The sequence below is a fragment of the Paraburkholderia sp. HC6.4b genome (assembly GCF_014200875.1).
Classification (GTDB): Bacteria; Pseudomonadota; Gammaproteobacteria; order Burkholderiales; family Burkholderiaceae; genus Paraburkholderia; species Paraburkholderia tuberum.
In genome coordinates this window covers 195,893-209,267 of sequence record NZ_JACHDC010000004.1, presented here as the reverse complement: position 1 = coordinate 209,267, position 13,375 = coordinate 195,893, and the positions used below count along the sequence as shown (strand labels likewise).

10 protein-coding genes and 2 pseudogenes are annotated in these 13,375 nt (G+C 62.3%); 6 read left to right on the top strand and 6 right to left on the bottom strand.

Annotated elements, in window-relative coordinates; all coding sequences use genetic code 11:
• Positions 1 to 139 precede the first annotated feature (139 nt).
• Positions 140 to 765 (top strand): annotated as a pseudogene (locus tag HDG34_RS07600) (Tn3 family transposase); the annotation flags it as partial.
• 32 nt (positions 766 to 797) lie between these two features.
• Here the strand turns inward: HDG34_RS07600 and HDG34_RS07595 are convergent.
• On the bottom strand, positions 798 to 1,547 hold the full coding sequence (locus HDG34_RS07595; RefSeq protein ID WP_184058879.1) for an SDR family oxidoreductase: 750 nt from the start codon (positions 1,545 to 1,547) through the stop codon (positions 798 to 800).
• A 99-nt stretch (positions 1,548 to 1,646) separates the two neighbouring features.
• On the opposite strand from HDG34_RS07595, the gene HDG34_RS07590 reads away from it, so the two are divergent.
• Positions 1,647 to 2,561, top strand: coding sequence for an AraC family transcriptional regulator (locus tag HDG34_RS07590; protein WP_184058877.1), 915 nt, complete (start codon positions 1,647 to 1,649; stop codon positions 2,559 to 2,561).
• Positions 2,562 to 2,569: 8 nt separating this feature from the next.
• Positions 2,570 to 3,001: pseudogene (locus HDG34_RS07585) on the top strand (glycine cleavage T C-terminal barrel domain-containing protein); the annotation flags it as partial.
• A 105-nt stretch (positions 3,002 to 3,106) separates the two neighbouring features.
• Here the strand turns inward: HDG34_RS07585 and HDG34_RS07580 are convergent.
• The 5 genes from HDG34_RS07580 to HDG34_RS07560 form a co-directional block, all read right to left on the bottom strand.
• Positions 3,107 to 3,517, bottom strand: a complete 411-nt coding sequence (locus HDG34_RS07580; RefSeq protein ID WP_184058875.1) for a BON domain-containing protein — start codon at positions 3,515 to 3,517, stop codon at positions 3,107 to 3,109.
• A 226-nt stretch (positions 3,518 to 3,743) separates the two neighbouring features.
• Positions 3,744 to 5,189 (bottom strand): adenylate/guanylate cyclase domain-containing protein, encoded by a 1,446-nt coding sequence (locus HDG34_RS07575; protein ID WP_184058874.1) that lies wholly within the window; start codon positions 5,187 to 5,189, stop codon positions 3,744 to 3,746.
• Between the two features lie 118 nt (positions 5,190 to 5,307).
• Positions 5,308 to 8,613: an adenylate/guanylate cyclase domain-containing protein gene (locus tag HDG34_RS07570; RefSeq protein ID WP_184058872.1), complete on the bottom strand. Its 3,306-nt coding sequence runs from the start codon at positions 8,611 to 8,613 to the stop codon at positions 5,308 to 5,310.
• Between the two features lie 303 nt (positions 8,614 to 8,916).
• Positions 8,917 to 9,864 (bottom strand): pseudouridine-5'-phosphate glycosidase, encoded by a 948-nt coding sequence (locus HDG34_RS07565; RefSeq protein ID WP_090811608.1) that lies wholly within the window; start codon positions 9,862 to 9,864, stop codon positions 8,917 to 8,919.
• A 62-nt stretch (positions 9,865 to 9,926) separates the two neighbouring features.
• On the bottom strand, positions 9,927 to 10,589 hold the full coding sequence (locus tag HDG34_RS07560) for a dihydrofolate reductase family protein (protein WP_184058870.1): 663 nt from the start codon (positions 10,587 to 10,589) through the stop codon (positions 9,927 to 9,929).
• A 264-nt stretch (positions 10,590 to 10,853) separates the two neighbouring features.
• Here HDG34_RS07560 and HDG34_RS07555 point away from each other — a divergent pair, with 264 nt between their 5' ends.
• From HDG34_RS07555 to HDG34_RS07545, 3 genes are all read left to right on the top strand, one after another.
• Positions 10,854 to 11,363, top strand: coding sequence for a DUF1269 domain-containing protein (locus HDG34_RS07555; RefSeq protein WP_184058868.1), 510 nt, complete (start codon positions 10,854 to 10,856; stop codon positions 11,361 to 11,363).
• A 147-nt stretch (positions 11,364 to 11,510) separates the two neighbouring features.
• Entirely contained in the window at positions 11,511 to 12,638 is a 1,128-nt protein-coding gene (locus HDG34_RS07550; protein ID WP_184058865.1) for an aminotransferase class V-fold PLP-dependent enzyme, read from the top strand.
• 441 nt (positions 12,639 to 13,079) lie between these two features.
• Positions 13,080 to 13,352: a hypothetical protein gene (locus HDG34_RS07545; protein ID WP_184058863.1), complete on the top strand. Its 273-nt coding sequence runs from the start codon at positions 13,080 to 13,082 to the stop codon at positions 13,350 to 13,352.
• Positions 13,353 to 13,375 lie beyond the last annotated feature (23 nt).

The following is a 13,375-nucleotide window of genomic DNA, read 5'->3' as shown; positions in this document are numbered from 1 at the left end:
GCGGAACAGCTCGCACGTAACGCGGAATTCGATTCCACGGCACTCCTCGTTGACCACTACACGCAGATGCGGCGCTATTCCCCGACTTTCCTCGACACCTTCGATTTCCGGGCGGCGCCCGCCCGCCAGGATCTGATATATGTATGTGCCCGGCGAGCCGGGCGATTGGCCGGCGCTGTCGTCGCTGATCGGAGGATCGATCAGCGGGAAATTGATCGAGCGGGAATTCCAGGATCTGGTCCGGTTAGCCGCGTCCATTCAGCAAGGCACAGTGACGGCTTCACTCATCCTGCGCAAGCTGAGTGCGTATCCGCGCCAGAATGCTCTCGCTGTCGGCTTGCGCGAACTCGGCCGCATCGAGCGCACGCTGTTCACGCTGAAGTGGCTTCAGGATCCGGCTCTACGTCGGCGCGTGTCCGCCGGGCTGAACAAGGGCGAAGCCCGCAATTCACTGGCGCGAGCGGTGTTCTTTTATCGTCTGGGCGAGATACGGGACCGTTCGTACGAAAACCAGCGCTACCGGGCCAGTGGCCTGAACCTGTGGTGGCTGTGATCACGCTGTGGAACACGGTGTATCTGGAGCGTTCAATTGCCGCCTTGCGGCAGCAGCGTGAGATCGACGACAGCCTGATTTCGCACGTCGCTCCGCTCGGCTGGAACCACGTCAACCTGACAGGTGACTATGTATGGCACGCCAACAAACGCGTCGCCAAGGGGCGATTCAGGCCGTTGCGCGCTGCGAAATCGACCAAGCTCCAGTCTTAGCGTACGAAAAAATCCGTTTCTTGAGGGCACCCCTATTTAGCGGCCGCGTTGTACCACTCGACAGCGTCCTCGCCGGCGGGGATGTTGAACGGGCTCGATGAATCGGTCGCTGCGAGCCAAACCGCTTCGGCGACATCCGATGCGTGCGTGACGGCCGTTTCTTTCTGCCAGTTTGCGAAAATCTGCTCCACGAGCGCGCCGTACGGCTCGGCGAATCCGTTTTTCATACGTGCCTGCGCGTTCTCGCCGAAGCGGGTGGAAGGCGCGCGTCCCGGCAGCACGACACGCACGCGCACATTGAACTGCTCCAGTTCGAGCGCGAGCGATTCGCTGAACGCGTTGACCGCGGACTTGCTCGCGGTGTAGACCGACAGCAAATGCAGCGGTCTGCAGGTGACGGTCGACGTCACATTGATGACCACACCTTCGCGGCGCTCGCGGAACTGCGGCAACACGGCCTGCGCCATCGCAATGGTACCGAGCGTATTGGTCTCGAAGATATCGCGCACGGTGTCCATCGGCGTTCCTTCGAGCGCGTTCAGAAAACCGATACCCGCATTGTTGACGAGCACGTCGATCCGACCGGCGGCATCGATGACGGCGCGAATGCTTTGCGGGTCCTTCACGTCGAGGGCGAGAATCGAAAGACGATCGGAGCGCGGCAAGAGGTCTTCGCGTGGCGCGCGCATCGTGGCGATAACGCGCCAGTCGCGATCCAGAAAATAACGCGCGATTTCGAGGCCAAAGCCGGACGAGCAACCGGTAATCAAGACGGTCTTCATATCGAATCCTGTAGTTGGTGACAGTCCCAACACAATAAGTCCTGACCACCCGGACTCGCTACAATTGAGCGTCCAGGTTTCATTCGAAATCGTCCGATCATGATCGACCCGCTCGCCGAAATCGTCACATTGCTGAAGCCGACGCCCACGTTCTCGAAAGTGCTGAGCGGCGCCGGGCGCTGGCGCGCGAGCCGCACGGAAGTCGGCCAGCCGTTCTATTGCGTGGTGCTCGAAGGTTCCTTCCGTCTATCCGTCAATGGTTGCGAGCCGCTCATTCTTCAGGCCGATGACTTCGTGCTCGTGCCCGAAGTTTTTAGCTTCACGATGACGAGCATCAACCCGCCCGACGATGACGACGTCTCCGATATCGCGCCCGCGGCACTGCCCGACGGCAGCTTTCGTTTCGGCGATGCGTTGGTCGCGCCAGAAGCCCAATGGCTTGCGGGCCTCTGCGCGTTCGGTTCGCCGGATGCGGCCTTGCTTGTCTCGCTCTTGCCCAAGCTCGCGCACGTGCGCGGTGAACCCAGGCTGGCGACGCTCGTCAAGCTCGTGAGGGAAGAATCGCGCGCGCAGCGGCCCGCGCGCGAGGTCGTGCTGGCGCGACTGCTCGAGGTGCTCTTCATTGAAGCGTTGCGAGCCACGGGGACGGGGGCGTCGCCCGGACTCGTCCGCGGCCTCGCCGACGCCCGTCTCGCGCTCGCCATCCGTCATATGCACGAGAGTCCGCACAAGCCCTGGACGATCGCACAACTCGCAAAAACCGCCGCGCTTTCACGGTCCTCTTTCTTCGATCGATTCAGCCGCGCAGTCGGCGTGGCACCGATGGAGTATCTGTTGTCGTGGCGCATGGCCGTCGCGAGGAGCCTGCTGCGCCGGAACGAAGTCAGCATCGCGGTGATCGCGGAACGTGTCGGTTACGGCTCGGCGAGCGCATTCAGCGTCGCGTTCACGCGTCATGTCGGGCTGCCGCCCACGCAGTATGCTCGAGACGCAGCGAATGTCGTCGCTCGATAGCGTCATAAAAAGGCTATCGGGCCTGGGGCCGCGAGCTTTCGCCGGATTGCAATCCGTTCGAGGCAGGCCTGGCGTTCGCCTGCAAGCTCGACCAGGACATCGCCTTCCGCGGTCGCGACGCCCTTCTGCGTCTGCGCGAGGCGCCGCTGCGCCGGCGTCTCGCGATCCTGACGGTCGACGGCGCCGCACATCTGATGCTGTGGGGTGGCGAAGCAATCTTGCGCGACGGCAAGCCGGTAGGGGCGGTAACCTCAGCCGCGTTTGGGCATACATTGCGATGTCCGGTTGCAATGGGTTTCGTGAACCGTGCCGATGGTGCCGCCGATGCCGCGTGGCTCACGCAAGGCCGCTATACGATCGACGTGGCGGGCGAACAGGTGAGGGCAATCGTGCATCTTAGGGCGCCATACGATCCGCGATCGGAACGCGTGAAGGGCTAAATGCAGCGAGCTGAGGCGAGAACGACCCCGAAATCAGGTTTTCGCGCAACAGTCGCGCGTTGCGTCTTCGTGGAGCTTCCCGAAGTGATGAAATCAACCTCGAGCCTATCCGGCCGATGCCGCGAGACGTTGCTCAATGCTTGCTGCATCGCTCTTTCGCTCTGTCAATCTGTTCGTCACCGACTTGACTCCCAGCACTGATCTTGCTGCATTGCCAGCGCGCGAGATCTGCCAGCTTTCCGGCACCGACCCGGTGAGCGTGACGACGCCGTGGCTCGCCCTGATGTGAATCTCTGAATCATCCATATCCGGTACACGCCTGAGGGCGCGGCGAACGTCACGAACTATCGAAGTATCCGGCCTGGGTCGAGGCGGCGAGCCCGAGGCCGCCACCCTTTGTGCGACCGCGCCGGCCGTCGCGCTCATACCTTGTTGCGCGTTCGCATAGGCCGCGCCGCTCGCGATGGCCGCAATTATCATTGCGCCGATTATTCTGCTCGCATTGCTTATGTTCATGCTGGCTCCTTTGGGTTCTACCAACCTTGCAAAATCCGCTGTCCGTGTCGAACGATTTCTTTGACCAGCAGATCCAGGTCGCGAGCGTTTCCTCGGAACGCGGCCGAACGCCGTGCATAGGGAGCAAACCGGCTGCGTCGTTCTTCTCCATCACGGCACCTGTCGGGTTCGACGTTGAGCAAACAGGAATAGCCCCAGGAGGAGGCAAGATCGGCGCCGTAAGCCGTCACCACTCGGACACGATGCGATACACGCTTGCCCTGCCCGGGAGGCCGCGAAGCGGAGCCTCAAATTCGACGACAGTGCGGCCACCAAGGAGGTCGCGGACCCCAGGCGCACTATAGAGCGCTTCCGAAATGCAAATCTCCCCGGCGTCGGCGAGAGACTGCACGCGCGCGGCGACGTTGACGGCCTGACCGAAATAATCGAGATTGTCGTTCAGTGTCACCGCAATCGACGGCCCGCAATGTGCCCCGATCTTCAGGATGATCGCCGGTTCTCCACGTTCGCGATTGAAGCGCCCGATTTCCTCCACGATACTCAACGACGCGGAAACCGCGTCCGTCGGTCGACAAAAGACGGCCATCACAGCGTCGCCAATCGTCTTTACGATAGCGCCGGAATACCGTTGTGCGATCATCTCGAGCAAGGCGAAATGCTGTCTGACGAGGCCGTACGCATTCAGATCACCGATGCGTTCATACATGGCCGTCGAACCCTTGAGATCCGTGAAAACGAACGTCACTTGCCGAATCCCAAGGCCTTCCTTCTCGTCAACGTTCTCCGAGCGGAACAGGCGCCGGAAGGTCTGTCGCGCCACCAGCGCCCCGCCGGAGAGATACGGTTCGAATTCGAGCGGCGGCTTGATGGCCTGAGCGACGACCTCTGGAGGCCAATTGATCAAGAGCAGCGACCCGCGCGTGCTCCCGGTATTCCTTACTTGAATGACGACAGGACCAGGCGGCACAACGGAGAGCGCCGGGGCAAACCGTTGACCGTCATAACCGACCTGCAACAGTGTCGGCGAGGTAGCGGCCTCACCAGCGATCGGAACAATGAGAGCGGCTTGTGTCTCGACATTCACACCCGTCAAGGCACCGGGGCCAAGAACAGCCTGCAGGGTCGTCGTCGAACCTGGCGGCAGGAACGTGAGGCCGCGCACTAGCCCCCGCAAGAAGTCGAGAAACCGGACTTGCTGGCCGGCGAACCGACCGTCACCGTTAAATCGCAGTTTCCAGTGGAAATCTTCCACGGAAAGCGACTCGGGATCGTGGAACGTCAGCCTCCGAAGTTCGGGCGATATTGAAAACGTGACCTGGATGAAATCGTCGAGGTCGGTTTCGCCCGTAACGTCGCATAGCCCACAGACGTAATGGGTCTTGAGAGTGCGCAATGATCCGAAGCTGTGGAGGACCATTCCCGACTGCGGACAAAGAACGTCCCAGTTCATCTCGAACAATCCGTATCGCGCCGCATGAAGAAAGAGGTCAATGCATTCAGCCTCGCTTATGCCGCGATCTCGCGCAAACGCCAGCGGATTGACCCGGTAGACGGACAGCTCGTCGCCGCTCCTGATCAGAGTCTCGAGTTTGGAAATGACGCGCGGACTCCATGATCTCGCCTGCTCGATCGCGATCATTTTGCTCTCGAGAAGCCGATCGTCAATGTTCATCGTCGTGGCCAGGTCAACGGAAAACAGTCAGACACAACTGCCGTGTCATGTCGCTTTACCTTGGATTGCAAGATACGGTGATGGTTGGACGGCGTCAACAGGAGTGAGCGCGGCGACCCTATCCTCCTCTATCGGCCTCGCCCGAAAGCGCGGCCTCGATCGCCTGGAGCGCATAAAGGAAACCCAGGCTGCTGCCCTCCTGCCGTAGCCGCTGGAGTTCCGTTAGCGATGCCGGATCGCGATTGCCGGTTCCATACGAGACAAGCGCCCGTGCGCGCGCCACGAAAAATCCGGAAAAGGGCGATGGCTCGCGGCGTGCGTAGTCTTCAAGGGCCGCAGCATGGTGCGCGGCCGCATCCCAGCGTTTGCGGTCGATGCATGCATCTATCGCATCACGTCGAAACAGAAAGTGGTTGTGGCTCACCGCTCCGGCCGCGAGCAAAGCTTCGCCTTCCGCGAGCGCCTGTGCGAAGTCAACGGGGTCGTCCGTAGTGCGCGCGAGCACGCCGAGATAAGCGGGGCCTAGGTAGTTCATGCCGGTCTCCCGGCTGATCGACAGCGCCGCTTCGATATCGGCGCGCGCTTCGCGCGGACGGCCGGCGACCCGATGCAATTCCGCGCGAAACGCGAGCGCTTCACCTTCGAAGCGCCTTGATTTCAGCTCGCGCGCGCACTGTAGCGCAGGAGCGACGTGCTCCCACGCGCGATCCCACTCCGCGCGATCGTGCAGGCAGTGCCAGGCAGCGTGATGGGCGACGGCGAGTGCGCGGGGATGCCCCACCTTCTGCGCTGCGGCGACGCTGGCAAGCGCGGCGTCGAGTGCGCGCGCGGCTTCGCCGGTAAACCACGTCGTGATCGCCCGCATCGGAAGGTTGGCCACCTCGATCCGTCCGAAGCCATGGCATTGGCAGAGTTCGATGCAGCGGCTGAAGGCCGCGTGGGCGCTGATCATCCGGCCGCGCATGTACTCGCCATCGCCAAGGCCGCCGAGTGCGGCCGCCTCCTGTTCGGGATCACACGCGTCGCGCGCGAGGGCAAGGCTGCGCCCGTGCTCACGCACGCAGCCGTCGATATCGCCGCGGGGAAAACACAGACTGCCGCGCAGGAAGTGAATGCGCGCCTCTTCGCGCAACAGGCCTTGGGAGGCTTCAGCGGCGGAGTCGAGGTCGGCCCATGCACCGTCGAGATCGTCGATGATCCGCTTCACAGTGGCCCGCCCGATCCATGCGCGGCAACGCTCCGCGTCCGTCGTCGCATATTCGAGGGCGATTTCGAATGCATGAAGTGCCGACTTCATGTCGCCGAGGTCATGCAGGACGTTGCCATGTAGACACTCGAGCGCGGCGCGGTCGCTACGTTGATCCGCGAGATCGAGACCTCGTTCGACAAGCCGGAGCGCGGCTTCATGGCGGTGCCCCGACGCCTGCGAGCGCGCTGCTTCGCAATAGGCGAGCGCTGCCCCGGGTTCTCCCGCGCGATCGAGATGTTCGGCTCGCAGGACGAGGTCGCGCTCGCCGTACCACTGTGCGGCGCGACGATGCAAATCGCGGCGCCGGCTTTTCAGCAGCCCGTCATAAATGGCGTCGCGAATCAGTGCGTGATGGAAGATAAATCCGGTGCCTTGACGTCGTAACAGCAGACCGATCACAAGCGGTTCCAGCGCAACGCCGGCATCCGCGTCGGCGCCGGCGCCATCGACGAGAAAATCGACCGCCTCCTTCTCGAACAACTGGCCGAGCACCGAGGCAGCCTGCAGCACTGTCTTATCGGCGGGATCAAGCCGATCCAGCCGCGCCTGTACGAGGCTTCGCACCGACCCCGGCACGCCGGTCCCTTCGCCGTCCTGCGCATCGTTCAGCAACTGCTCGAGAAACAGCGGATTGCCCGCCGCCCGTTCGATGCAGCGTCCCGCCAGACCTGCCTGCGCCCCGGGAAACGATCTGGCCATCGCATGCGCGTCGCCGGCGCTCAGCGGACCCAGATCGATCAGCGAATACGGTCCGCCGGTCGCCACGCGCCACGGCTCTTCACTCGAATCGCCGTGCGTCCGCACTGTCAGCACGAGTACGGCCGGACATCCCGCCATGGTTTCCGATAGTCCGGCGAGGTCGCGAAGCGTCGATTCGTCCGACCAGTGAATATCCTCGACGACCAGTACCCGAGGTTGCTGGCGGCTCGCGCGTTGGACGAGCCGGGTCAGGGCGTTGCGTCGGCCGCGAACGCGCATTTCATTGTCCATGGCGTCGTAGACTGCCCGGTCCTCGAACCCCATCGGCAAATCGACCAGATCTTCGAGAAAGAGTGCGTCGCCAGCGTCGATCAAACCGCTGGCGAGCGCGTGCTCGACGCCAGTGGCACTCGCAGCTCCGTCAGTTGAGCCGTCGGCTGCCAACAGGCCGCGCACGAGAGACTGGATTGCGCCACGTCCGGTTGACGCACCGAAGTCGAGCACGAGGCCAGTATGAGAAAGGAATCCTGACTCCCGCGCCTCGCGTTCGAATTCCTCGACCAGGCGTGTTTTGCCGATCCCCGCCTCACCGCGCAGCAGAACGGTGCGTCCGCCTCCGGTCTCGCGGCAGGAATGGAGCACAGATCGAAACTGCCGCATCTCATGATGCCGGCCGACGAACGGCCGGCCCGGGCGTGAGCGCCGAAGGCCGGCAATACACCACGCCGTGACCGCTTGCGCGAAGCCTTTGACCGACAGCGCGCCGCGTTCGACACAGTCCAGGCGCTCAGCGAGCGGGCGTCGCACGCTTTCCGAGATCAGGATCGTCCCCGGCTCAGCCGCATCGGTGAGACGCGAGGCGAGGTTGACCGTGTCGCCGGTGACGGTGTATTCCCTGTGAGTCGCGCTACCGGTGCCGCTTGCGACGACTTCGCCGCCGGCTATGCCGATATGCACCCAGACCGGGCGGCCGAGCGCACGCGACAGGTCGGGCATCCCGTCCCTGATCGCGAGTGCCGCCCGCACGGCGCGTTCGACATCATTGCCATGCGAGACCGGCGCGCCGAATACTGCCATGACGCAGTCGCCGACGTGCTTGTCGACGTGCCCGCCATGCTGCTCGATGGTGCGGTCAACCTGCTCGAAGTAGCGATCGAGCACGGCGAGTACTTCCTCCGCGTCGACTTCACGGCTCATCCGCGTGAAGCCACACAGATCGGCGAACAGGACGGCGACCTGCCGTCGTTCGCCTTTCGCCTCGCCAGGGCTCGCGGCGCTATGCCGGGGCCCGGTTCGCGCCCGCAATTCAGTCAAGGCATCGAGCAGTTTGCGGCGATGACCGACCGACGCAATACCCAGTTCTTTCAGATCGTCCGCGGTGAGATCGCGGAGCACGTCGGCGTCGATGGCGTTCTCGCGAAACACCGGTTCATACCGCTCCATTCCGAGGCTGTGCAGCCACACGGCGACGTCCACGCGCCCTCCCGAGAGGAAGGTGTCGAATCCGTCAAAGATAGCACGGGGCTGGCTTCGTGGAGCCCTGCGCCCCGGGCGGCGGCCGACGCATCGCTGCCGCCCATCGGCGCGGTTGTCGACCGGTGGAAAGCAGCGGAGAAGGTGCGTCTCGCGCGTTGCCGATTGGACGACTGGGACTTCCGCGAGGCAGATATCGACGAGCCAGCGCCTCAAATAGCGGCCGGGCGAACAGCTTCGGCACTGGCTCGAAATCAGCGCGGTGGTCGTCAAGGAAATCACCAGCCGCGCGAAACGGCAGTGAGGCTACACCGCGCCTGTGCTGGGCTTTGAGCGTGCCAACGCTAGCGCCAGCCTTGCGCCGACCTCGGCGTTGTGTTTCACGAGCGCGATGTTTGTGGCCAGGCTGCGCCCGCCTGTCAACGCCTTGATGCGCGCCAGCAGGAAGGGGGTGACGGCCTTGCCGGTGATTCCTTGTGCAGCGGCCTCGTCGAGCGCCTGCTGGGTCAGCGCGTCGATCTCTTCGAACGACATCGCTGCGGCTTCCGGCACCGGAGTGCTCAACACCACACCGCCGTCGAGGCCCAGGTCCCACTTGGTGCGAATGAACCGTGCCTGTTCCTCCGCGTCGTCCAGCCTGAAGTCCGCGCGAAAGCCGCTGTCACGCGTGTAGAACGCCGCAAAATTGTCCTGTTCGCAACTGAGCACCGGCACGCCGTGGGTTTCCAGGTATTCCAATGTGAGCCCGATGTCCAGGATGGACTTCGCACCGGCACAGATCACCGCCACCGAGGTCTTCGCCAGTTCTTGCAGGTCGGCCGAGATGTCAAAGGTTTCATGCGCGCCTCGGTGTACGCCGCCAATGCCTCCGGTGACGAAGACCTCGATGCCGGCCAACGCCGCACATATCATCGTGCCAGCCACGGTCGTGGCGCCCAGCCCGCCGCCGGCCAGCACGGCCGGCAGGTCGCGGCGGCTGACCTTATGGACGTGGTCCGATCGGCCGATCGTTTCCAGCTCGTCATCCGAAAGGCCGATGTGGATTCGCCCATCGATCAGCGCAATAGTCGCCGGCTCGGCACCCGCGTCACGGATCAAGGCTTCCACTTCGCGCGCGGTGCGAACGTTCTCCGGGTAGGGCATGCCGTGGGCGATGATGGTCGATTCCAGCGCCACGAGCGGGCGACCGGAGGCCTGCGCAGCGGCTGCAGGCGCGCTCCAGGTCAACCAGGAGCGTGCAAGGTCGGCAACCATGTCGATCCTTTCGGTGGTGTGATTCACTGAAGTATGCGGTACAAGAGGCCTTCAGCGAGTGCTTAGGCGTCCGTGTGCCCCTGGCGCCTTAGGACGACATGCGTGGCCTTCTCCGACGCTACGAATTCAACGCATTCGTATCCCAGAGCCCGCAAGTCGACCCCTTCGAACAGCGATTCTCCCCGGCCGAGCAGGACCGGCGCGACGGCAATGTGCAGATCATCGATGAGGCCCTCGCGAAGATACTGCTGAATTGTGTCCGGCCCACCGCCAATCCGCACGTCCATTCCGGCAGCGGCCTCGCGTGCACGGTCGAGCGCCTCGCGAATGCCTCCTGTTATGAAGTGGAACGTCGTGCCGCCTGCCATCTCGATGGGGGGACGAGCGTGATGGGTCAAGATGAAGACTGGAACGTGATACGGTGGATTGTCTCCCCACCAGCCTTTCCAGTTTGTGTCCGGCCAGTCCCCACGAATGGGTCCGAACATGTTGCGCCCAAGAATCCAGGCCCCGACATTCCGAAAGCCGCGGGCGGCGAAATCATCGTCAACCCCGGTCGTACCGCCGTCCTTGCCGAACAAGGCTTGCTGGAACGTGTGTGTTGGGACTAGCCACTGATGCAGTTCCGTCCCGCCAACGCCGAGCGGATTGTTGATGTCTTGATTCGGGCCTGCACCGTATCCGTCGAGCGAAATGGTGAAGCCCGCAACGCGAACGCGTGTCATCGTTTGCCTCCGTTTAGACGCCTAACGTAATGTGGACCGCAAAGCTGCATGGTTTGCCGGAACTACGCGAAATAGTCTGTCAGCAGATTTTTGCTCAACCCTATGTCTCCAGGAGAAGTTTTCCGAATTTGTAAGCTGGCATACAGCGGCGACCAGCCATCCAAACACGGCACGCACCTGCTAAGAGCCAACTTTTGCCTGCCGCAGGCGTACGATGAACGGCATAGTCCCGTTTGAGGACGGCTTGATTGATGGAGGGTCGAGATGAGACGTCTTTATTTCCTCGCATCTGACACGTCAACGGCGAAGGCGATCGTAGACGACTTGCTGCGGACGCGGATCACATGGCGACATCTCCATGTTCTCGCGAATCACAGCGTCGCACTCGAACAGTTACCCGAGGCAACTTTGCTGCAGAGCAGCGACGTCGTGCACTCGCTCGAACGCGGCGTGGCGCTCGGCGGTGCGACCGGAGCGCTTGTCGGCCTCGTGGCGCTGGCGTTTCCTCCCGCGGAGCTCGCTATTGCGGGCGGAGCCGTCGTCGCATTGACGTTGGCGGGTGCCGGCTTCGGGGCCTGGACGGCCGCGATGATCGGCGTCGCCGAACCGAATGCACGACTCGAGCGCTTTCGAAACGCCATCCGTGACGGCCAGCTCCTGATCATGGCCGACGTGCCCGGATCGCGCGAACAGGAGATCGAGCAGATGGTCGCGCGGCATTTTCCGAAGGCCGATATCGAGGGCGCAGAGCCCACGACACCGATCTTCCCCTGAGAAGCAGTCGGGACGAGGCGAGCGGCGCCACCTTTGGGGGCGACTGCGATCGAAGAAGGGCGGGGGCGTCTCGGCCGCTGCCGTTGCAGGCGGCTTTCGTTAGAATCTGTTTTCGATTCTTTTACTCGTCAATTACCGGAGGCGAACGTGCCAGGTCTACTTCCCGATGTCGACCGCGATGGACTCCTCGAATATTCGGTCGTCTACACCGACCGATCAATCAATCACATGTCGCAGCTCTTTCAAGGAGTCGTACGCGATATTTCCGGTGCCCTGAAAAAAGTCTACAACGCGAAGTCGGCCGTTATCGTCCCCGGCAGCGGGACTTTCGGCATGGAAGCCGTCGCCCGGCAGTTCGCGACGAACAGGAAGTGTCTGGTCATCCGCAATGGCTGGTTCAGTTTCCGCTGGTCGCAGATTTTCGACATGGGCGACATTCCGTCTGAATCGGTGGTGTTGAAGGCGCGTCCGGTCGAACGAGGTAGGCAGGCCGCATATGCACCGGCTCCGATCGAAGAAGTCGTCGCTGCGATCAAGGAAAACAAGCCGGATCTGGTCTTTGCGCCGCATGTCGAAACCGCATCCGGGATGATGCTGCCTGATGCCTACTTGCGCGCGGTGTCCGACGCGGTGCATGCCGTCGGCGGCATGTTTGTACTGGATTGCATCGCCTCCGGTACGATCTGGGTGGACATGCAGGCCAGCGGCATCGATGTCCTGATCAGCGCACCGCAAAAAGGATGGAGCGCATCACCCTGCTGCGCAATGGTCATGCTCAGCCCTCTCGCCCGCGAAAGAATCGACGCAACGACCAGCACCAGTTTCGCTTGTGATCTGGGGAAATGGCTGCAGATCATGGAAGCCTACGAGAACGGCGGGTTCGCCTATCACGCCACGATGCCCACGGACAGTCTCGCGACGCTGCGCGACGTCATGAAGGAAACCGAGGCATATGGCTTCGAGAAAGTCAAAGCTGAGCAGCTTGAACTCGGCAAGCGCATTCGCTCGCTCATGAGTGACAAAGGTTTCAAAAGCGTGGCGGCTGAAGGTTTTCAGGCTCCTGGCGTCGTGGTCTGCTATACGGACGATGACGGCATACGATCCGGCAAGAAATTCGCCGATGCCGGCTTGCAGATCGCGGCCGGTGTTCCCCTTCAATGCGACGAGCCAGAAGACTTCAAAACCTTCCGCGTCGGATTATTTGGGCTGGATAAACTGCATGACGTCGAAGGTGTGGTCGCCAGGCTCGCCAAGGCGTTGGACAGTATTCTTTAGAGCGTTTTTCCAAAGCACGTGCGCGTGGCTCGCTTTCGCGACCGACCGCCGCACGGCGCCGCGGATGGTGCGACTGGCTGCGCACTATCCGGTTGCAAGTGGCTGTGCGACAGGTCTCCCGCGCGATACAGAAACCGTTCCAAAGAAGAATGATGGGCTGCGTGCAGGCGATACGGCAGCAGCGGGAAAAGGCTTCCCGCTCAGCCGCCATGCGCGCGCAGAAACCGGCCAATGCGGACATGCTAAGGTCGCTCTACCGCGACACCCCACGCGTGCCGCAGAACTTCGACAATGCGCAGCCGTTCAAGTACACACCGGACGCGATAAGCGACGATGTGCAGAGCATCGCGGCGCGCGGAGTGAGCGAAGCGCACGAGGCAGAATGCCACGCGCAGTACGAACGAGACATGGACGAATGCACTGCCTATCGGATGGCAATGGGTGGGCAGAGATTCATGGATGTGTGCTCGCAGAGAGCATTTCAGAACCATCAACGATGCAGAAGATATTGAAGGCAACTCCTATACGCTTGACGTTGAAAAGGTGCTGGCGGTTACCACGCGACAGTTTCCTTTAGAACTGCCGGTGGCCGACTACAACAATACGCTGGACGATGAGTTCGCGCGTCGGTTCGGCGGGGCGACGCTCAATCTTCTCGCTCTCTCAAATCCTGAACTCAGGCCGTTCATCAAGATTACCTCGGCTAACGACTGACTTGCTGAATGGAAGCCCTCGAC